Source organism: Yoonia sp. R2331, from assembly GCF_041103235.1.
Classification (GTDB): domain Bacteria; phylum Pseudomonadota; class Alphaproteobacteria; order Rhodobacterales; family Rhodobacteraceae; genus CANMYO01.
Map to the genome: position 1 here is coordinate 1,542,576 of NZ_JBGCUN010000001.1, position 22,028 is coordinate 1,564,603.

The window sequence follows — 22,028 nt, forward strand, 5'->3', positions numbered from 1 at the left end:
GCAAACGCAGCGAAAGCTCACTTTGTCCGCACAGCTGCCTTACCCCGCCTTCGCCTCTTTCAGCTTCGCCGCCAGATCACGTGCAATTCCAAAGGCGCCCTGGATCTTGTCACGCTCTTTTGCCCAGTCACGGCGCACCACGATCTTGTTGTCCTTCACCTTCGCCAACCCGCGCTGATCGTTGATGAAGTCGACCAACCCCTTGGGGCTTGCGAATTTGTCGTTGTGGAACCGGATTGTCGCCCCCTTTGGCCCCGCATCCAAATGGCTAATTCCTGCGCGCTTGCACATCGCCTTGATCCGCACCACCAGCATCAGCGTGTTCACCTCGCGCGGCAGCTTGCCAAAGCGGTCGATCAATTCAGCAGCAAAGCCCTCCAGCTCGACCTTCGTGGTCAAATCCGACAACCGCCGATAAAGCCCCAGCCGCACGTCCAGATCAGGCACGTAGTCCTCGGGGATCAGCACCGGCACGCCCAGATTGATCTGCGGTGCCCATTGACCGTCATCGACAATGCCTTCTGCCGCACCAGACCGGATCGCGGCAATTTGGTCTTCCAACATCTGCTGATAAAGTTCGTAGCCGACCTCGCGCATCTGGCCGGACTGTTCTTCTCCCAACAGGTTCCCCGCGCCGCGAATGTCCAGATCCTGCGACGCCAGCGTGAACCCCGCGCCCAGACTATCAATCGACCCCAGCACCCGCAGCCGTTTCTGCGCCGTATCAGTCAGCTTCTGGCGCGGCTTAGTCGTCAGATAGGCATAGGCGCGGGTCTTCGACCGGCCCACACGGCCCCTGATCTGATAAAGCTGTGCGAGACCGAACATATCCGACCGCCAGACCACCATCGTGTTCGCTGTCGGAATATCCAGCCCGGATTCCACAATTGTGGTCGCCAGCAACACGTCGAACTTGCCGTCGTAAAAGGCGTTCATCCGGTCATCCAGCTCTCCCGCCGCCATCTGGCCCGTGGCGGTGACAAACGACACCTCTGGCACCTCGCGTTTCAGCCAGTCTTCCATCTCGGGCATATCCGCAATCCGCGGCACCACAAGGAACGACTGCCCGCCGCGATAATGCTCGCGCAACAGCGCCTCGCGGATGGTGATCGTGTCAAACTCGCTGACGTAAGTGCGGATCGCCAACCGGTCCACCGGCGGCGTGCCAATGATCGACAGATCCCGCACCCCTGACAGCGACAACTGCAGCGTCCGCGGAATCGGTGTCGCCGTCAGCGTCAGCACATGCACATCCGTGCGCAGGGATTTCAGCCGCTCTTTATGCTGCACGCCAAACTTCTGTTCTTCGTCAATCACCAACAGGCCAAGGTTCTTGAACCGCACCGATTTCGCCAGCAACGCATGGGTGCCCACCACAATATCCACCGTGCCCTTGGTGATCCCGTCGCGCGTGAGGGCCGCATCCTTGGCGCTGACAAACCGTGACAGCGGTCGGACATTGACCGGAAACCCCCGGAACCGCTCTGCAAAGCTTTGGTAGTGCTGCCTTGCCAGCAGCGTTGTTGGGGCAATCACCGCAACCTGCACGCCCGAAAGCGCTGCGATAAACGCCGCCCGGATTGCCACCTCGGTCTTGCCAAAGCCGACATCGCCACAGATCAGCCGGTCCATCGGACGCCCCGATTCCAAGTCTTCCAACACGTCTTCAATGGCCTGCAACTGGTCTTCGGTCTCCGCATAGGGGAAGCGCGCGAGGAACTGATCCCACAGCCCATCTGTTGGCGTGAGGACCGGCGCTGTGCGCAGCGCACGTTCGGCAGCGACCCGGATCAACCGCTCTGCGATCTGCCGGATCCGTTCCTTCAGCTTGGCTTTCTTGGCCTGCCATGCACCACCGCCCAGCTTGTCCAACAGCCCTTCGTCATGGCCGTATTTCGACAAGAGCTCGATATTATAGACCGGCAGATAAAGCTTTGAACTTTCGGCATATTCCAGCAGCAGGCATTCATGCGCGGCCCCTAATGCCGTGACCACCTCCAACCCTTTGAACCGGCCGACACCGTGATCCACGTGAACCACCAGATCGCCGGGTGACAGGCTGTTCGCCTCGGTCAGGAAATTCTCCGCCCGCCGCTTACGCTTGGTCTGGCGGATCAACCGGTCGCCGAGCACATCCTGTTCGGAAATCACCGTGATGCCGGGGGCCTCGAACCCCGCATCCAGCGCCCAAACCGCCAGATGCACACCAGTTTTGCCAACCCGGCCCCAATCACTGACCGGGATCACCTCGGCGATGCCCTCATCCTCAATCAACCCAGTCAAACGCTCGCGCGCGCCTTCGGAATAGGACGCGATCAGCACCGGACCATCAGCCATCTTTGCCTTCACGTGGTCCGCCAAGGCCCCGAAAAGGCTGAGTTCTTCGCGCTGACGTTCCACGGAAAAATTGCGCCCGACGCGCCCGCCTGCATCAATAACCCCCGGCCCGGTGGCTTGGGGGTTAGGGGCAAACTGCATCACGCGGGTCGTGGCGACTGCCGCATCCCAGGCCGCCTCATCCAGATACAAAAGCTCCGGCGGTGCAGGCTTGTAAACCGTATCCACGCGGCCCTTCTGGTTCAGCGCGTGCACCCGCGTGCCATATTGATCCGCAATGTTGTCCCACCGCGCGATCCGCATCGGCCCCACCTGATCGTCCAGCGTGACGGTGACACCGGGCAGATAGTCAAACAGCGTCTCCAGCTTTTCGGCAAAGAACCCCAGCCAATGTTCGACGCCCGCGTGCTTGCGCCCCGCGCTGACCGCTTCATACAGCGGGTCATCGGTGCCTGCCGCACCAAACTCAATCCGGTAATTCTGCCGGAACCGGGTGATCGCCGCCTCGTCCAGAATAACCTCGCTGACCGGTGCCAGCTCAATCTCGTTTAGCTTCTCGGTCGTTCGCTGCGTGGCAGGATCAAACCGCCGCGCCCCATCCAGCACATCACCAAACAGATCCAGCCGGATGGGTCCATCCTGTCCGGGCGGGAAGATGTCGATGATCCCGCCACGGATCGCATAGTCACCCGCCTCCATCACCGTGGGGCTTTGGGTGAACCCCATGCGCACCAGAAAACCGCGTAGTGCGTCTTCGTCGATCCGGTCGCCAACACGCGCGGTAAAGGCCGCTTCGCGTAGCAGATCGCGCGGGGGAACCCGTTGGGTCGCGGCATTCAGTGTTGTCAGCAACACGAACTGCTTGGGCATGCCGTGTACCAGCCCCGCCAGCGTCGCCATCCGCGCCGCACTCACATCCGCATTCGGCGACACCCGGTCATATGGCAAACAATCCCAGCCCGGAAACACGATCACCGGCATGTCGGGTGCAAAGAACGTCAATGCGGCCTGCATTGCCGCCAACCGCTTGTCATCGCGCGCGACATGGCACACCGGACCATCGGCCCGCGCTAGCTCGGCCAAGATCAACTGCGCGTCATACCCCTCGGGCGCGCCTGCAACGGTGATGTGATCTGATTGGGACATGCGGCTGACCTACCCTGCGCCTTGCTGGTGTCAAGTCAGAGCGAACGCACCGCATCAAGGTTCTGATACATGCCGTACATGGCCGTCACAAAGATCGCGATCATACCGATGATCTGGGTCCACAACCGGTGCCGGTTCAACGCTGCATAAAGCGCATCACCCTCAGGTTCGGTGGCGGCAATCAGGCGGCTGGTCGACAGGCTGACCGCGCCGACAACCGACAGCGGCAAGGCGATCAGGAAAATCGCCTGTGCCAACTCGATCCGGTACCAGAACCCCAGAACCGCCAGTGAGGTCAGCGCGAAGGACAGGAACGCAATAAGGATCAGACCCGCAGTCCGGGCAATGCCCAGCATCCGGTTGACGTTGATCCGCACCAGATCGGTCAAGTCCAACTCCGCCTGTCCGCCAGACCGCTTGGCGCGCGAAATCAGGTCATAGGGCACACCAAGCACCCAATGACTGACCGACGACCAGACCACGGCCAGCATGATCCAATACCACAGGGAAGAGAACGACGAGATGTCGATCAGTTGGAAAAGGGCCTGGCTCCAGTCCACGAATGTCTCTTAGGGCAGCTTGCAGTTGGCCGGAACCTAGACCCCGGACCCGCAAATGCCCAGACTTGTGAAGCCTCCGTGGACATGCAACCAATCAGGTGTGACCAGAAAGGCCCGCATCATGAAACCGACCGTTGCCCCCTTCCCCTCGACCCGCCTGCGCCGGATGCGGCAAAGCCCAGAACTGCGCCGTCTGGCCCGGCAAAATACACTGACGGTGGATGACCTGATCTGGCCGATTTTCGTGATGGACGGAACGGATGATGAAACGCCGGTCGCCTCCATGCCCGGTGTGACGCGCAAGACCGTGGACCGCGCCGTGGCCGCCGCACGCGAAGCGCAGGCCCTTGGCATCCCGGCAATCTGCATCTTTCCCTACACCGGGATGGAAGCGCGGACCGAAGACTGCGCATTGGCATGGTCACCTGATAATATCTCGAACCAGGCGATCCGCGCGATCAAGGACGCGGTGCCGGACATCGCCATCATGACCGACATCGCGCTTGATCCCTACAACATCAACGGCCACGACGGCTTTGTTGAAAACGGCGAGATCGTGAATGACCGCACGGTCGACGCACTGGTTAAGATGGCGCTGGCACAGGCCGAGGCCGGGGCCGACATTCTTGGCCCCTCTGACATGATGGACGGCCGCATCGGCGCGATCCGCGCAGCACTCGAATCCGAAGGCCACCAGCGCGTCACCATCCTCAGCTACACCGCGAAATACGCCTCCAGCTTCTATGGCCCGTTCCGTGACGCCGTTGGCGCATCCGCAGCCCTCACCGGTGACAAAAACACCTACCAGATGGACCCCGGCAATTCGGATGAGGCGCTGCGCCTTGTCGAACGCGACCTGATGGAAGGGGCCGACATGGTCATGGTCAAACCGGGGATGCCCTATCTCGACATCTGCCGCCGCGTGAAAGACAGCTTTGGCGTGCCCACCTACGCCTATCAGGTCTCTGGCGAATACGCGATGATCCAGGCCGCCGCGCAAAACGGCTGGCTGGATCATGACAAGGTCATGCTGGAAAGCCTTTTGTGCTTCAAACGCGCCGGGTGCGATGGCGTGCTGACTTACTTCGCCCCCGCAGCGGCGCGCTTGCTGCAGGAGTAGCGTCATGCAGATACGATTGATTTTCGTGGATCCCCACCCCGATCACGCGCTCGACTAGTCACCTTCTCAATACGGCAACGGGGCGCTAAAGCGCCCCGCCCTGTCCCTCGTATCAGCCCTTATTGCGGCGGCACGAAGCCTGGTGCAAAGACCAGATTGTTGACGCTTGTGGTCTCGTGGCGCAGCGGACGCGCCGCCACATAATCGGCATCGGCATACCAGGCCTGCGCCTTGTCCATGCTTTCAAACTCGATCACCACGGTCCAATTGCCCGCCCAGTCACCTTCCAGCGGCATCGCGTCCATGCTGGCAGTCAGTACCCTGCCACCATATTCGAACACGGTGGGTGCCGCGGCGGCCCCATATCCGCCCATGTAGGCGTCCCAATTCTCTACCCCGATCTGCGCGATCAGATAGGCCGGTTCGGCCTTCACCATCACCGGGATTGTGGCGGCAGCAGCAAGTGCGATCAGCAAAGATTTCATGTCATGTCCTTTCCATGTTTGCGTTGATGGACCCAGACCTATACCGTGCAAAACGTCACGAAAATGCGAGTCTCAGCACACCAATGGGCAAAATTGCACACCCCAACCTATCATGGTCAGAGGTTCCGTTCTTCCTCGCACTTGGTCGCCACACCACGCTCAGCGCGGCCGGTGCAGCGCTTGGGGCTGACCGCACGACCGTCGCCCGTCGGATCGACGCGTTGGAAGCCCGGCTGAACCGTGCACTGTTCGACCGCACCGATGGCAGCTTTCAACTGACCCACCACGGCCGCGCGCTCTTTGCAGCCGCTGAACGGGCCGAACAAGAGCTTCGGGCGCTTGATCCACAGGCCCATGCCGCCCAGCACAGCGCAGGCAAGGTTCGCGTCACAGTGCCCGAACAATTCGTCATGACGCTCGCACAATGGCAGCGCAGCTTTGTCGCCGACCACCCCGATATCCTGCTGGAAACCTCGGCCCGCGACCAGATCAGCGCGCTCGCCCGGTTCGAGGCGGACATCGCCCTGCGCATCAGCCCCAGCGCCCCTGCGGACCTGCACGCCGTCAAGCTTGGGGCGGTTGCCTTTGGCCTTTATGCCGCCGCTGATCTTTCCGCCCCCACACAGGCCTACATCACCCATCCCGGCAGGCCAGAACCGCCCGACTGGGTCCGCGCGCTGATGCCTGACGCGCAAGTTGTTCTGTCCATCGACGGCTATACCGCCATGCGCGAAGCGATTGCCGCTGGCATCGGCGCGGGCGTCTTGCCCTGTCGTCTGGGCCGCGCTGATCACCGTCTGCACGAAATGGGTGTCGTTGATGTGGGCACGCCGTTCTTTTACTGGCTGCTCTGCCTGCCCGAACAACGCAACCTGCACCGGATCCGCGCCACCATGCGGCACCTGCGCCGGTCCTGGGATCAGTTTCAGACCGCGCCGCCGCCACCGGGGCCTCCATCACAATCGCGTTGAAACTCTATCCCTTCCCGCCCCGTGTCTCTAGCGTCGACAACAGTTTTTAGGGGGTAATGATGAAAACGTTTCTGACAATCGCGGCTGTCCTGTTGGGCACCGCCGCACAGGCCGCACCGGTCTCACAGGCCAACAGTGGCATCGCCGATCTGGATGTGCTGCTTGATTTCAACGATGGCCGCGTCGCGGATGGCGACGACGTCTCGACCGAATACCAATCCGATTTCGGCGTCCGCTTCGATCCCAACCTCTTCATGGGTTCGTTTCTGGATGGCAAATCCAACATGACCGGCGGTCATCTGACTAACTTCAAGTTCAATGACCAGGGTCAGGTTGAATACGTCGATCCGTTCTCGATCTACTTTGACGCCGCTGTCACCGATGCGCTGTTCCACTTTCGCACCGGCAACAAGGACACCACCTTCACCGCCCTCTTGGGCGGCACCGTGATCGAAAGCTTCAGCGTGGTCACCGACACCAGCACCAGCAACGTCTATGGCTTCACCAGCAGCCTGTTTGACCAGATCCTGATCGACATCGCCCCAAATCCGGGCGCGGGGCTCGACAATCTGGCCTTCTCACCCGCACCGGCCCCCGTGCCACTGCCTGCAAGTGCCCTGCTGCTTCTGGCGGGCTTTGGTGGGCTGCGTCTGCTCCGCCGGACCTAACGCAACAATTCCAGCACGTCGCGTGTCGCCTGTCCGGTGACCGCGACGCCGCGACGGCTTTGGAAGTCACGGATCGCCGCCTCGGTCTTGGTCCCGATCACCCCGTCGACGGTGCCCACGTCATAGCCCTGCGCGGTCAACCCCTGCTGGATCGCCAGCCGGTCCGCCTTGGTCAGCCCGTTGGCATCAGGCGGGAAGCTGCCGCGCAACGGCCCGCCCCCGGCCAGCCGGTCCGCCAAATGCCCAACGCCCAAGGCGTAAAGGTCAGAGTTGTTGTAGGTCTTCAGCACATTGAAATTGCGCGTCACCGTAAAGGCCACACCGCCTGCCTGTGGCCGGATCGTGCGCCCGGCGGGTCCGCCGGTCCCCGCCTCAGCGCCCCATTTCAAACCCGACCGCCAGCCATTGCGCGCCAGATAGCTCGCCGTCGAGGCCAGCGCATCACTTGGATCAGATCCCCAGATATCGCGCCGCCCGTCGCCGGTGAAATCCACCGCAAAGGCCTGATAAGACGTGGGAATAAACTGCGTGTGCCCCATCGCCCCGGCCCAGCTGCCAACCATCCGGTCCGCTGTCGTGTCACCACGCTGCAAAATCCGAAGCGCCGCAATCAACTGGCTTTCCCAGAACGATCCGCGTCGCCCGTCAAAGGCCAACGTCGCGGTGGCAGAGACCACCGGAATTTGCCCGCGCTTCTCGCCAAACTGGCTCTCTAACCCCCAGATTGCCGCGACGATATATGCATCCACACCATACTGCGCTTCAATCGCCCGCAGCGCGCCCTGATGCCGGGCAAAGGCCGCGCGCCCCTTGGCCAGCCGCTCGTCTGATGTGGCGATCGACAGATATTCTTCCAGCGTGCGGCGGGTCTGGATTTGCGAACGATCTCGGGTCACCACACCTGGCAAATATCCCGCACCAGCAAAGGCGGCGTTCAGCGTAGCGTCAGATATGCCTGCCCCCCGCGCGCGCCCGCGAAAACCTGAAACCCAGGCGTCAAAGCCTGCGTTTGCAACAGGTTGCAGGTCAGCCGGCAGGCCTTGCGCCTGCGCGCGGCTCACTTGTGGGGTGGTCCCGCCACAGGCCGCAATCAACAAGGTGCCAAGCGCACCCATCATATGTCGTCTGGTCCAAATCATGCCATAAGGCTACTCAGGCTAGGCAGCCACCGCAACGCGCAAACTGTGCATCGGCCCTTGCCCGCCGTCCGTATATCTTCGCGCGTGACAGGATTCGCCCAAACCCCTATAGTAATGCGCAAAGGGGCAACATAAGCCCCGCAAACGGCAGTATATAGGGCAGACCCATGACAGATTTTTCTCGGCGCAGCTTTGTGCTTGGTGCGGCAGCATTGCCGCTGGCGGCATGTAACAATGGCATCGGCACAAATGGTGCCGCAACTATCGACGCGCGGGTGAGCTCCACCCTGAACTTCATGTATTCCAAATACCCCGGCACCCGTGATCTGGCGTCGAAGTCCGCAGGTATCCTTGCAATGCCGCTGGTGACAGAAGTGGGCCTCGGCCTCGGTGGCTCTTTTGGCACCGGCGCTTTGCAAATCGGCGACTCCACGGTCGACTACTATTCTGCCGCTTCCGGCTCTGCCGGCCTGCAAATCGGTGCGCAACAATACAGCCATGTGCTGTTCTTCATGACGCAGGAAAGCCTTGCTGATTTCCGCTCTGGCCCCGGCTGGGCCGCAGGCGCTGATGTAACATATGCGATCAACGATCAGGGTGAGATGCTGCGCGCCGACACCACCACGTCACTTGCGCCTGTGATCGCCGTGGTCTTTGCCCAAACCGGCCTGCAACTTGGCGCCACGCTTGAAGGCACCAAATACACGCGGATCATTCCGTAGCTTTGCGGCGACCTGTGCGGCGTTAGGCCCGCAACCGTGCGCCTTTGGGATCAAACGGAGGTTCAGCCAGCACCACGCCCCGGTGCGGCTGGCCAAGGATCATCACGTCGACCGCATCACCCGGCTGCACGTCTTTCAGATACCCCAGCGCGAGTGACATGCCCACACTATAGCCATATGCGCCAGAGGTGACACGCCCCACCGGTGTGCCATCGGCCAAGAACACTGGCTCGCCGCCAGTGGCGTCCGCCGTGGTCACATCCTGCACATGGATCAACGACAATACCTCGCGCGGTGCATGATCTTTGACGCGCAGGTAGCTGTCTTTATGAAGAAATTCCTTCTCCAGCTTGATCAGCCGATCCAGCCCAACCTCCTGTGGCCAATACTCCGGCGAATATTCCCGCCCCCAAGAGCCATAGCCCTTCTCAACCCGCAGCGCCATCAGTGCACGGCTGCCCACCGGGCCTCCATCATGCTGCGCGGCGGCCCCAAGAAGTGCTGTATAGACCACAGCTTGATCCGCCTCGGCGCAATGAATTTCCCAGCCCAGATCACCGGTGAACGACACCCGCAACGCCAGGCAACGCGCGCCCCCGATCTCCAGCCAGGCAGAGCGCATGAACCCGAAGTCGGGGGTCTCCAGCGACGTATTCGTAAGCGTTTGCAGCGCCTTACGCGACAAAGGTCCAGCGATGTTGAACCCGCACATCGCCTCTGTCCGGCTTTCAAACGTCGTGCCGTCGGGCAGTGGCACCATCTTCCAGAACCGTTGGTGATAGCGTTCGGCCATCCCCGATCCGATAATCCAGAATTCATCTTCTGCCATCCGCGTGACGGTGAAATCCCCCGCGATCCCGCCATTCACCCCAATCAACGGCGTCAGGCAAGACCGGCCCACCTCATGTGGCATCCGGTTGGCGAACACCGCATTCAGCCAGTCCTCGGCCCCCGGCCCCGCAACCCTGTATTTCGCAAAGTTCGAGATATCGATGACACCCACCGCATCACGCAGCATCCGCGCCTCACGACCGACGCTGTCAAACCACGGCTGGCGGTCAAAGCCTGCACTGTCGGGCACGTTGGCGTCAAAGTAGGCCGCATGTTCCCAGCCATAGTTCAGCCCAAACACCGCCCCCTTCTCGCGTTGCATCTCATAAATCGGACGGACCCGCACCGGACGGCCCGCCGCGCGTTCCTCTCCGGGGAAATGGATGGCAAAGCGGTGTCCGTACTGGTCACCCACCCGCGCCTTGGTAAAGGCCGCATCGGCCCAATCCCCAAACCGCGCCACGTCCCAGGCGAACATGTCATAGCGGCTTTCGCCGGTGGTCATCCAATCCGCCGCCATCAACCCCATGCCGCCTGACTGACTGAACCCCGGAATAATCCCGTTGCAACAAAAGTAGTTCTGCATATCCGGGTGCGGGCCAAACAGCACATTGCTATCAGGCGACCAGATCATCGGCCCGTTGATCACCCGTTTGATACCCGCCAAGCCGACCGCCGGCACGCGATCAATCGCGCGCATCATGTTGTCCTCGATCCGCTCAAGATCGTCCGGAAACAGGTCATGCGCAAAATCCAGCGGTGTGCCATCTTCGGCCCAATACTTCAGGTCCTTCTCATAGGCCCCGATCAACAGCCCCTGCCCCTCTTGCCGCAGGTAGTATTCGCCGTCGCGATCCGCGACAGACGGCAGACGCCGATCCATCGCAGCGATCTCGGCGATGGTCTCGGTCACGAAATACTGGTGCTCTGTCGGTTGCAATGGCAGCGTAATGCCCGCCAATGCGGCCACCTCGCGCCCCCAGAGGCCCGCGGCGTTCACCACCCATTGCGTCTTGATATCCCCCTTTGGGGTCCGCACGATCCACGACCCATCGCGCTGCTGCTCGGTCCCCGTCACCGGGCAGAATCGAATGATCTCTGCCCCCATCTTGCGCGCGCCAACCGCATAGGCATTGGTCACCCCGCTGGGATCGACATTGCCGCCATCCGGTTCAAACATGATGCAGCGAATGCCATCGAAATTGACCATCGGATGCAACCTCTCGGCCTCATCCCGACTGACCTCGTGGAAATTCATCCCATAGAACTTTGCCTTGGCCGCTTGCAATCGCAACTGATGCTCGCGCGCCTCTGTCTGCGCCAAGTAGAGGCTGCCGGGCTGAAACACCCCGCAACTTTGCCCGGTCTCCTCCTCCAGCGCGTTGTACAGGTTCATCGTATAGTGCTGAATGCGGCTGATATTTGTGCTGTCATGCAACCCGTGAATATTTGCCGCCGCATGCCACGTGGACCCTGATGTCAGCTCATCCCGCTCCAGCAACACCACATCGGTCCAACCTGCCTTGCACAGGTGGTAAAGGATCGAACAGCCAATCACGCCGCCCCCGATCACAACAGCTTGGGCATGGGTGCGCATGACTGGGTCCTTTTCCTGGGTCACGACAACACTGCCCTGCACCTGCGCGATTCTTTTGCCTCAAGGCGACACCTAATGTCGCATTGCAACAAGTCACTCGGCCCGCCGGATCGCCGCAATAATCTCCAACTCGACCCTGTCAGCCACCACTCTTTGGAACCCCGTGGCCCCAAATTCTGCCCGGCTGACAGCCCCAGTGAAGATCAGCACCAGATTGTCAAGATCGCCCGGATCACTGCCGCGCTTGCGAAAAATCTGACCATCCAGCACCACAGGTCGGGTCACTCCGCGCAAGGTCAAATCCCCCTCCAACCGTGCGCCCGCACCCACTGGCACCACGCGCCGCGACCGAAACACCGCCTGGGGATGCGCGCTCGCGTTCAACACCGACGCCGACAGCATCGCCTCGGTCATAAAGACGTTGCCCGCATCCGACCGTGTTATATCAAACTGTGCAGTGACCTGACTGGCTGCCAGATTGTCAAAATCCACCACCACATGGGCCGCAGCGACGGGCACCTTGCCCGTCACCGGCGCGCCTTCAAGACTGAACGCAAAGCCAATCGTCGATCCGCGCGCATCCAGCACATAGCGTTCGGGTGCGGCCCCCGCACCGATGGCCCAAACCGCAAAGACCGCTGCACTTATCCACCTGATCATCATGCCACAGCCTTGCACGGGGCACCGCATCGGCCCAAACCAATTCTCGGTGATAGAAGCGACCAAAAATGTCGCCTCCGGCTATCCGCTCTGCGTTCAGTTTGCCACTCTGGCCCCAAATCAGAATCGCAAAGGACGGCCCTCCCATGAAAACCACTTCCCGCGTTGTCGTCATCGGGGGCGGCGTTGTCGGTTGCTCTGTCCTCTATCACCTGACCAAACTCGGCTGGTCCGACGTCATGCTGCTCGAACGGTCAGAGCTCACGTCAGGGTCGACTTGGCACGCCGCAGGCGGCTTTCATACGCTCAACGGCGACACCAACATGGCGGCCTTGCAGGGCTACACGATCAAGCTCTATCGCGAGCTGGAAGAAATCACCGGCATGTCCTGCGGCCTGCACCACGTCGGCGGCGTGACGCTGGCCGACAACAAAGACCGCTTTGACATGCTTGTCGCCGAACGGGCCAAGCACCGCTACATGGGGCTCGAGACCGAGATCGTCGGTCCCGAAGAGATCGCGAAAATCGCCCCGATCACCAACACCGACGGCATCATCGGCGCGCTTTATGACCCACTCGACGGTCACCTTGATCCCTCCGGCACCACCCACGCCTATGCACGCGCCGCCCGCATGGGCGGGGCCACCATCGAAACCCACTGCAAGGTGATCGAAACCAATCCCCGCCCTGATGGCACATGGGACGTGGTGACGGACAAGGGCGCCATCCACGCCGAACACGTGGTCAATGCCGCGGGTCTCTGGGCGCGCGAGGTTGCGGCCATGGCGGGCACCTATGCGCCTTTGCACCCGATGGAGCACCAGTACCTCGTCACTGACGATCTGCCCGAGATTTTCGAACGCGACAGCGAGCACCCCCATGTGATGGACCCCGCCGGTGAAAGCTATCTGCGGCAAGAGGGCCGCGGCCTCTGCATCGGATTCTATGAACAACCCTGCCGCCCCTGGGCCGTGAACGGCACGCCATGGGACTTCGGCCATGAACTGCTGCCTGATGATTTCGACAAGATCGAAGACAGCATCGCCTTTGCCTACAAACGCTTCCCGGTGCTGGAAACCGCTGGCGTCAAATCGGTGATCCACGGCCCCTTCACCTTTGCCCCTGATGGCAACCCGCTGGTCGGCCCGGTGCCGGGGCTTCGCAACTATTGGTCCGCCTGTGGTGTCATGGCCGGATTCAGCCAGGGTGGTGGCGTCGGGCTGATGCTCGCCCAATGGATGATCGAAGGTGAATGCGAACGCGACGTCACTGCCATGGACGTGGGCCGCTTTGGTCCCTGGATCACCTCTGGTTACACCCGCCCCAAGGTGATCGAAAACTACCAGCGTCGGTTCTCGGTGTCGTACCCGAATGAAGAACTGCCCGCCGCGCGCCCGCACCGCACCACACCCATGTACGATATCTTCTCGGACCTTGGCGCAGTCTGGGGCCACCAATTCGGGCTCGAAGTGCCGAACTATTTTGCTACCGGCGATGAACCCACCTTCGAAGCCCCATCCTTCCGCCGCTCCAACGCCTTTGCCGCCACCGGGCGAGAGGTTGCCGCCGTGCGGGGCAGCGTCGGCATCAACGAGCTTCAGAACTTCGGCAAATTCGAGGTCACAGGCCCGCAGGCCCGCGCCTGGCTCGACCGCATCATGGCGGGCCGCGTCCCAAAACCGGGGCGGATGACCTTGACCCCAATGCTCTCGCCCAAGGGCAAGCTCTTGGGGGATTTCACCATCTCCTGCTTGACCGAAGAATGGTTCCAACTGACCGCATCCTACGGCTACCAGACCATCCACCAACGCTGGTTTGACCGTCACGCCACCGATGGCGTCAGCGTCCGCAACGTCTCTGACCAAATGACCGGCTTTCAGATCGCAGGCCCCCGCGCCACCGATGTGCTCAAAGCCGCCGATCCCAACACCCCGGACCTCAACTTCCTCGATGTTGCCATGATCACGCTGAACAGCATCGACTGCATCATCCAGCGCGTCAGCTACACCGGCGATCTGGGCTATGAAATCTACTGCGACCCGATGGATCAACGCCGTCTCTGGACCGTGCTGATGGCTGCCGGCGCGCCCTACGACATCACGCCATTCGGCATGCGCGCCATGATGTCCCTGCGGCTCGACCGTTTCTTCGGCTCGTGGCTGGCCGAATTTTCGCCCGACTATACCGCAGCCGAAACCGGCATGGACCGTTTCATACAGTGGTCCAAAAACACAGACTTCATCGGCCGTGCCGCAGCAGAGGCCGCGCGCGCCACACCCCCTACCCGCATCCTCGCCACCTTCGAAGTTGATGCCACCGATACCGACGTCACCGCCTACGAACCGGTCTTCATCGACGGCAAGGTGCAAGGCTTCTGCACCTCCGGCGGCTACTCGCACTACGCGGGCAAATCCATCGCCATGGCCCTGATCCCGCGCGCGCTGGCAAAACCGGGTCTTGCGGTCGAAATCGAAATCCTCGGCGACCTGCGCCCCGCCAAACTGATCACCGATCATCTGATCAACACAACTTAAGTCTTTCTTTTGAATGCAAATATGCCCGCCGGAGGCTCCAACACCTCCGGCGACATACCCACTTGAACACCGCCCACCGCTGCAACCCGCGCCCATTTTCTGCGTCAGAAAATGGACCCTCGCAAACACAAGCGTTAGTCTGCTCCCATGATCCCCGTCCTGATCCTCGCCGCTGGAAAATCCGCGCGCATGCAAGGCGCCGACAAGCTCTTGCAGATGGCCCATGGCAGGCCGCTCTTGCGGCACGTCACCGATACCGCGCTTGAGGTCGCAACTGACGTCCACGTCGTCCTTGGCCCCGGCCAAACCGCCCGCCTTGCCGCACTCGACGGGCTGCCCGTCACCCCATTTGTCACGCCGGACGCTGCAGAGGGCATGTCTGGCACCCTGCGCGCCGGGGTGGCACAGCTGCCCGATTGCCCCGCCTTCATGCTGCTGCTGGCAGACCTGCCCGACCTGACCGCCGCCGATCTGCGCGCAGTACTTGCCGCGCGCGCAGCCAACCCGGATAACCTGATCTGGCGCGGTGCCACCCGCGCAGGCAAGCCCGGCCATCCAATCATCTTTGATGCATCCCTGCGCCCGGACTTCGGGCAGCTTTCCGGCGACAGCGGCGGCGAAACCCTCGTGAACCCGCTGCAGGGCCGCACCCATCTGACAGTGATCGGCGACCGCGCCCGCCGCGACCTTGATACACCTGCCGATTGGGCCGCCTGGCGCTTAGCGCAGCAATAGCTTCGTCTCATGCGCCTTCAGCGCCCGCCGCGCGCCTGGCATCTCGGCATCTCCGGCTTCCAACGCTGGAAACAGATCATAAATCTCGGCCCGCTGCGCCTGATCCATGCCGCGCAGGCTGTAATCACCGGGCTGAAAACTCTCGGTCCAGGCACCGTTCGACAAAACAACCTCGTGGCGCGCGCACATCAGATGCACGTAACGCACCGCATCCATCTGCACCTGATCCACGCCGTTCAGTGATGTCAGATGCTTGGCCGCTGCCAAAACTTCGCTGTCCTCAAAATACAAAGCCGCGCGCGGCTCTGTCACCAGCATCCGGTGATTGGGCGAGACCAGCAAATCCCGCTCTGGCACATTGGGGCCCAGACTGCCCGCCCGGATCAGCACCGGCTGTAAACCCGGCGTCCGGCGCAGGTCCAACTGCGTCAGATCACGCCCGCCCACCCAGACCAATTCCTGAATGCCATTGTCGCGCGTCAGGACCCGGTCGCCGGGCTGCAAATCCTCAACCGGCACTTCGCCCTTGGGCGTCGCAATCGCCGTGCCCGGTGTGAAACAGATCACCACCTTCTCAATGCCCGTGTAGCGTATGCGCCCCAACTCGCGCCCACCGGGGGCCGTCTTGAGCAGGATGCGCCCGTCTTCATCACCGGGACCACCCTTTTCATAAATGACGTCAAGGTCTGGGTAATCCGCCTGCAGCTGACGCAGGTCCAAAACGTCCTGATCTGCGCCGTCATCATCCTCGCCGCCGTAAACAAACAGATTGTTGAAATTCGATCCGTCAGAGATGATGACAAAGCCGTCGCTCTGGGACCCGCCATAAAGCTTGTCCTGATTGCCCGACGAAATGAGCGTATCATCACCTTCACCACCATAGACCCGGTCAACGCCCTTGTTGTCAGCTGTATCACCGCTGTCGATAACATCGTTGCCCGCACCGCCATAAAGCTTGTCCTGCCCTTGGCCGCCATTCAGGCTATCGTCACCTGCGCCACCATAAAGCTTGTCTTCGCCCTGTCCCCCATCAAGGCTGTCATCGCCATCACCGCCATAAAGGCGGTCCTGACCATTGCCGCCCAAAAGCGTGTCATCGCCCTCTAAACCGGCCAGCGTATCTTGGTTTTGGCTGCCAATCAGCGTGTCATTGCCCGTTGTTCCAAATTTGGTCGGCATCACGTCCTCGCGCAAAAGCACTGCAACATGCAGCATGACCTACCTATGCATTCACGCAGGCATTTTGCGGGGAAGATCTTTAATTGCAAATCAACTTTGACGTGTGTGGCTCTGATCGGCAGGTTTCGGGCAAGATCTGTTTGGAATGCGCGAACATTCGCGATTATTGCGCCCCTTTTGTTTCGCAAACGGAAACAGGGGCTGCCTTTCGGCAACCCCTGCTCTCGTGTCCCCGCGAAAATGCGCGGGCGACAAGCTGCATGTCTTACTTCATCAGCAGGCGCGCTTCGTGCTTTTTCAGCGCCTTGCGAGCCGCCTGATAGCCTTCCAGACCTGTGGTGGTCGCCAGCTCCGGGAACAGCTCAAGGATTTCGTTCCGCTGGCTGTTACCGATGCCTTTCAGGCTGTAGTCGCCGGGCTGGAAGCTTTCGGTCCAGGCTCCGTTCGACAGCACCACTTCGTGGCGTTCGAACATGAAGTGCACATAGGTGGTCTGCATCACGTTAACCGCATGGATCCCGTCGGCTCCGGTCATGTGCTTGGCTGCGGCCAGAACTTCACGCTCTTCAAAGTAAAGCTGCGTTTTGTCCGACGCGACCAGCACACGGTGGTTCGGGGATACCAGCATGTCACGCTCTGGCAGGCCCTGACCCAGCGAACCGGCCTTGATCAGGATCGGCTTCAGATGCGGGTTCGCCGCCAACTGTCGGCCGTTCATCGCCTTGTGACCGACCCAGGCAATTTCCTGGATGCCGTTGTCACGGGTGATGACCTTGTCACCAACCTGAAGCTCTTCGACCAGCCGCTCACCACGTGGCGTGGCAATTGTCGTGCCCGGTGTGAAGCATGGGATCACGTTCTCGATTTCCGAGAAGGTCATCGTCGTGCCATCCATGAAGAACACGGTACCGGCCTCGGGGTCGCCGGGCACATACTCGATGCGTTCAACGTTGGAGCCGGTCAGGTCCAACACGTCGATGTCTGCGCCGTCGGGGAAGGTGCCGCTTGGGGTATCTTCACCACCGACCACAACGTCGCCGCCGTTGCCGCCCAGGAAGGTATCGCTGCCCTGTCCACCGAACAGTTCATCTTCGCCTTCGCCACCGGTGATCACATCGTTGTCGATGCCACCGTCGATGACGTCGTTGCCGGTGCCACCAAACAGCACGTCCGCATCGTCGCGACCAAAGATCGTGTCATTGCCAGCGCCACCTTCGATGGTGTCGATGTTGTTGCCAGGCAGCAGGTCAACTGGGTTGCCATCGGGGTCCGTGTCCACAATGTCGAACGTGTCGTTGTCCAGTCCGCCATAAAGGACATCATCGCCGTCACCGCCGTCGATCAGGTCGACACCCTCGCCACCAATCACGGTGTCATTCCCGGTGCCTGCATCCACGATATCGTTGTCGATCCCTGCGTCGATAAAGTCGCGGCCACCGCCACCGTCGATGCTGTCGGCATCGTCGCCGGTCAGGATGGTGTCGTCACCCAATCCGCCAAACACCGTATCAAGGTCGTTGTTTGGATCGGCATCCGGCGCACCCAGCCCCGGATAGGGGTTGTCAAAGGCCGGATCAGCGTGGTTGCCCGTGTTGATCACGTCATTGCCGTTGCCACCGTCGACCACATCATTGCCTTCGCCGCCGACAATGCTGTCGTTGCCAAAGCTGCCGTCGATGCTGTCATCGCCCTCGCCGCCGCGGATCGTGTCGTCACCGCTGGCACCGTCAAGCGTGTCGTTGCCTGCATTGCCAAGGATCACGTCGTTGCCGCTGCCGCCATTGGCTACATCGTCACCGTCGCCACCGACCACGCGGTCGTTGCCCGCGCCGGCCCACAGATCGTCATTGCCGTCGCCGCCTTCCAGCAGGTCGTCGCCAGTGCCGCCTTCCAGCTTGTCCATGCCGTCGCCACCGAACAACTGGTCGTTGCCCGCATTGCCGAACAGCATGTCGTCGCCGTCATTGCCTTCGATGATGTCATCTCCATCGTCACCAACCAGACCGTCGTTGCCGACGCCGCCGTCGATGGTGTCATTGCCGTCACCGCCAAAGACCCGGTCATCGCCGTCGCCTGCGTCAATGCTGTCATTGCCACCAAAGCCAAGGATCAGGTCATCGTTGCCGGTATCGCCGGGCAGGATTGCGTCGTTGTTGTCGACCACATCCCCATCGGCATCCACGTATGGGATGTCGGGGTTGATGATGTCGTCGCCATCGGTGCCCTGCACCGTGCCATCATTGATCCCGCTGACAGTGAATGTCGCCACAGCCGTGCTGGTGCCGCCGTTCCCGTCAGAGATCGTGTACTCGACCGTTGTGGTGCGTGTGTCGTTCAGACCCAGATCGTCAAACTCGCCATTGGCGTCAAAGTCGATCGTGCCATCCGCAAGAATGGTGAACAGACCACCAGCAGATCCGGCCACAGCCGTGCCCACACCGCTGTTCGGCGCGCCGACGCCCACCACAGTCAGCGGATCGTTCTCGGGGTCGCTGTCCACACCGTCGCCGGTGTCGTCGGTCAGCACATTCCCGTCGACGTCGCCCGCCGCTTCGTCAAAGTTCGCAACATAGTCATTGCGCACAGCAACCGGGTCATCATTGGTGCCGGTCACGGTGAATGTCACCGTGGCCGTGTCCGTTGCCCCATCAGGATCCGCAATCGTGTAAGTCACCGATGTCGTGGCACTTTCACCGTCGCCCAGGGCGTCAAACTCGCCATTGGCGTCGAAATCAACCGACCCATCCGCGTTGATCGTGAAGAGGCCACCGTTATCGCCCGCAACCGCGTTGCCGACATTGCCGGCCGCACCCGCTACGGCAACCACGTCCAGCGGATCACCTTCGGGATCGCTGTCAGCCCCTGCGCCCGTGTCATCGGTGATCGCATTGGCGTCGACGTCGCCTGCGGCTTCGTCCTGATCCACGACATAGGCACTGTCTTCGGCGTTCGGGCCGTCATTCACACCGGTCACGGTGATCGTCACGGTCGCCTCTTCGGTGCCGCCCTGCCCGTCATCAACGGTGTAGGTCACGGTCGTCGTGGCCTCTTCGCCCTCACCCAGCGCCTCAAAGTCGCCATTGGGGTCAAACGTGACATTGCCGTCTACGTCAATGGTCACCAGACCACCATTGTCGCCCGCAACCGGCGTGCCAACAGCGTTCGGATCGCCGTTCACCTCGCCCACGGTCAGCGGATCGCCGTCGGGGTCGCTATCGTTGTCCAACACGTTGCCGATGTCGGCTGGCGCATCATCCTCGCCCGCGTCAAAGCCATCGTCTACCGCATCTGGGCCGCGGTTGATCTCGTCGCCGATGATCTCTTCAATCTCGACGAAATCAATCACTTCGCCAGTCGGATTGCCGTCGCCATCGACAAAGACGATCTGGCCGTCAATGCCGTTGCCGTTGCTGTCCGGGATCGGATCGCCCACGCCGCCGGGGCCTGCCACAAAGAACGGCCCCTTGCCGGTCAGGTCCAGCACGTCGTGGTCATCACCACCCGCACCACCGTCAACGGTATCGCCCGCACCGCCCAGAATGGTGTCTGCGTCATTGCCGCCAAAGATCACGTCGCTGTCTGCGCCGCCATCCAGCGTATCGTCGCCGTCACCACCCAGAATGGTGTCATCGCCACTGCCACCATCAATGACGTCATCGCCATCTTCGGCATTGCCGTCCAGCGTGTAGCACAGGTTGTCAATCGCGCCAGAGCCCTGGATGATCACTTCCATCCGTACCACGCCATCCTGATTGATGGTCTGGCTCAATTGGCCATTGTTGGATGTGCTGCCGGTATCGACCTGACGGATCAGATTGCCGTCACCGTCATACATCTTGATCCAGGCACCGCCCTCGATATCCAGGAAATCAAGGCTGCCGACATGGGCCGGGCCGTCAAATTCAAAGACGAACGTACCGCGACCGCTACCGTTGTCATCGGGGTCGTTGCCGTCACGGTCCTCGGACAGGATCAGCACATTGCCCAGATTGCCGGTCGCCAGATCGCTGTCACCACCGGTTGGGTTCGCGGTGTCAAAAATCATGACAGGGTGCATCGGGTCGGCACTGTAGATGTGCACACCATTGCCGGTGTACTGCCCATTGACCAGCTCGCCCGTGTCCAGATCGTTGAAATCCAGCTTGCCGTCAAAGCTGACGCCGCCGCCGACCAGCATGTCGTCACCCGACCCGCCGGAAATGTTGTCATCACCGGCACCGCCAAAGGCCATGTCGTCACCAGACCCGCCCTTGATGGTGTCGTCATCCAACCCACCATAAAGCTTGTCTTCACCGCTGCCGCCACGGATGTCATCCTCGCCCGTGCCGCCCACGGCGGTGTCATCACCTGCATCACCATAGATGCGATCGTCACCGTCCTGGCCAAACAACAGATCGTTGTCGTTCATCCCTTCAAGAATGTCATTGCCGTCACCGCCATAAACGGTGTCGTCACCATCCTGACCGCACAGGGTGTCATCACCCTCACCGCCGTAAATCTCATCATTGCCGTCACCGGCCAGCACCAGATCGTCACCGCCACCGGCCAGCACGATATCGTCGTTCACGCCTTCGCCGGGCAGGATCTGGTCGTTGGCATCAATGCAATCGCCATCAGGGTCGCCAGTATAGTTGGCGTCGATCACGTCATTGCCTTCGGTGCCTTCGACATAACCGTCCAGATGGCTTGTCTCGACCGGGCAGATGCTCGCACCGTCAACCGACTGGTTGGCATACCAACCCGAATAGCAGGTGCCGGTGATGTCGGTGATCTCGATGTTGGCAATTTCCAATCCATCAAGGGAACCGTCGTTCAGCAGTTCAGTCACGAACAGATCGCCATTGTCCTGCTGGATCAGAACAACTTCGACGTGCTTTACAGAGCCATCCTTCAGGGTCACGGCCACAGTGCCCAAAAGTGTGCTGTCAGTCTGATTGTAAACAGTGCCGCCACCGACACTATAGCCGATGTAGTCGCATGTGTGCTCGTTGTCGGAAATCACACCGTCATTCTCATGGTCATACTGGTAGACCGATACGATCTGAAGATCGTCCGTCCCGGCAGAGATCCCCTCAAGGTCGTGACCGCGCTCAGCGTCATAGTCATTCTCATAGGGGTCTACGTCTGCAAAATTGCCCAGATAGATCAGATTGGTCATACCATTAACTCCAGTGGCCGGAACACGCGCACGCATCCCAAATTGGTTTAGGTCCGACGTCCGCCAAGCGCACGCCAGTTTGGACACGGCAAAGCCGCGTTATGCTCGATCTGATCGTTTTTGGCTTTCGCCACACACACCAGACATCACTTCTGCAGCGCACACACCGCGCCGCTCGACCGCCCC

14 protein-coding genes are annotated in these 22,028 nt (G+C 61.0%); 6 read left to right on the plus strand and 8 right to left on the minus strand.

The genetic code is table 11. From position 1 onward, the window contains the following. Nucleotides 1-39 precede the first annotated feature (39 nt). Together mfd and AB3Y40_RS08005 are read right to left on the minus strand one after the other, a co-directional pair. Complete coding sequence (gene mfd / locus AB3Y40_RS08000; protein ID WP_369438266.1) at nucleotides 40-3,483, minus strand: transcription-repair coupling factor; 3,444 nt, start codon at nucleotides 3,481-3,483, stop codon at nucleotides 40-42. A gap of 35 nt (nucleotides 3,484-3,518) precedes the next feature. Further along, nucleotides 3,519-4,043: a component of SufBCD complex gene (locus AB3Y40_RS08005; protein ID WP_369438267.1), complete on the minus strand. Its 525-nt coding sequence runs from the start codon at nucleotides 4,041-4,043 to the stop codon at nucleotides 3,519-3,521. A gap of 121 nt (nucleotides 4,044-4,164) precedes the next feature. On the opposite strand from AB3Y40_RS08005, the gene hemB reads away from it, so the two are divergent. Beyond that, a complete protein-coding gene (hemB, locus tag AB3Y40_RS08010; RefSeq protein ID WP_369438268.1) occupies nucleotides 4,165-5,163 on the plus strand; it encodes a porphobilinogen synthase in 999 nt (332 codons plus the stop codon). A gap of 119 nt (nucleotides 5,164-5,282) precedes the next feature. Here hemB and AB3Y40_RS08015 read toward each other — a convergent pair whose 3' ends face one another. Beyond that, complete coding sequence (locus tag AB3Y40_RS08015; protein WP_369438269.1) at nucleotides 5,283-5,648, minus strand: DUF1330 domain-containing protein; 366 nt, start codon at nucleotides 5,646-5,648, stop codon at nucleotides 5,283-5,285. 83 nt (nucleotides 5,649-5,731) lie between these two features. On the opposite strand from AB3Y40_RS08015, the gene AB3Y40_RS08020 reads away from it, so the two are divergent. Both AB3Y40_RS08020 and AB3Y40_RS08025 read left to right on the plus strand, forming a co-directional pair. Then, nucleotides 5,732-6,619 carry a LysR family transcriptional regulator gene (locus AB3Y40_RS08020; protein ID WP_369438270.1) on the plus strand — a complete coding sequence of 296 codons (888 nt, stop codon included), beginning with the start codon at nucleotides 5,732-5,734 and terminating at the stop codon, nucleotides 6,617-6,619. A gap of 59 nt (nucleotides 6,620-6,678) precedes the next feature. After that, nucleotides 6,679-7,287, plus strand: a complete 609-nt coding sequence (locus AB3Y40_RS08025) for a VPLPA-CTERM sorting domain-containing protein (RefSeq protein WP_369438271.1) — start codon at nucleotides 6,679-6,681, stop codon at nucleotides 7,285-7,287. On the opposite strand, the gene AB3Y40_RS08030 is transcribed toward AB3Y40_RS08025, so the two are convergent. Next, nucleotides 7,284-8,426 (minus strand): lytic murein transglycosylase, encoded by a 1,143-nt coding sequence (locus tag AB3Y40_RS08030; protein ID WP_369438272.1) that lies wholly within the window; start codon nucleotides 8,424-8,426, stop codon nucleotides 7,284-7,286. The genes AB3Y40_RS08025 and AB3Y40_RS08030 overlap by 4 nt on opposite strands. A gap of 167 nt (nucleotides 8,427-8,593) precedes the next feature. Here AB3Y40_RS08030 and AB3Y40_RS08035 point away from each other — a divergent pair, with 167 nt between their 5' ends. Continuing rightward, nucleotides 8,594-9,148 (plus strand): lipid-binding SYLF domain-containing protein, encoded by a 555-nt coding sequence (locus AB3Y40_RS08035; RefSeq protein WP_369438273.1) that lies wholly within the window; start codon nucleotides 8,594-8,596, stop codon nucleotides 9,146-9,148. Between the two features lie 22 nt (nucleotides 9,149-9,170). Here AB3Y40_RS08035 and AB3Y40_RS08040 read toward each other — a convergent pair whose 3' ends face one another. Both AB3Y40_RS08040 and AB3Y40_RS08045 read right to left on the minus strand, forming a co-directional pair. Continuing rightward, nucleotides 9,171-11,576 (minus strand): GcvT family protein, encoded by a 2,406-nt coding sequence (locus tag AB3Y40_RS08040; protein WP_369438274.1) that lies wholly within the window; start codon nucleotides 11,574-11,576, stop codon nucleotides 9,171-9,173. A gap of 93 nt (nucleotides 11,577-11,669) precedes the next feature. Further along, nucleotides 11,670-12,239 (minus strand): YceI family protein, encoded by a 570-nt coding sequence (locus tag AB3Y40_RS08045; protein WP_369438275.1) that lies wholly within the window; start codon nucleotides 12,237-12,239, stop codon nucleotides 11,670-11,672. 143 nt (nucleotides 12,240-12,382) lie between these two features. On the opposite strand from AB3Y40_RS08045, the gene AB3Y40_RS08050 reads away from it, so the two are divergent. Together AB3Y40_RS08050 and AB3Y40_RS08055 are read left to right on the plus strand one after the other, a co-directional pair. Beyond that, a complete protein-coding gene (locus AB3Y40_RS08050; protein ID WP_369438276.1) occupies nucleotides 12,383-14,770 on the plus strand; it encodes a GcvT family protein in 2,388 nt (795 codons plus the stop codon). 147 nt (nucleotides 14,771-14,917) lie between these two features. After that, nucleotides 14,918-15,505 (plus strand): nucleotidyltransferase family protein, encoded by a 588-nt coding sequence (locus tag AB3Y40_RS08055; protein ID WP_369438277.1) that lies wholly within the window; start codon nucleotides 14,918-14,920, stop codon nucleotides 15,503-15,505. On the opposite strand, the gene AB3Y40_RS08060 is transcribed toward AB3Y40_RS08055, so the two are convergent. Continuing rightward, a complete protein-coding gene (locus AB3Y40_RS08060; protein WP_369438278.1) occupies nucleotides 15,491-16,720 on the minus strand; it encodes a Hint domain-containing protein in 1,230 nt (409 codons plus the stop codon). The genes AB3Y40_RS08055 and AB3Y40_RS08060 overlap by 15 nt on opposite strands. 229 nt (nucleotides 16,721-16,949) lie before the next feature. Continuing rightward, nucleotides 16,950-21,842, minus strand: coding sequence for a Hint domain-containing protein (locus tag AB3Y40_RS08065; RefSeq protein ID WP_369438279.1), 4,893 nt, complete (start codon nucleotides 21,840-21,842; stop codon nucleotides 16,950-16,952). Between the last annotated feature and the right edge of the window lie 186 nt (nucleotides 21,843-22,028).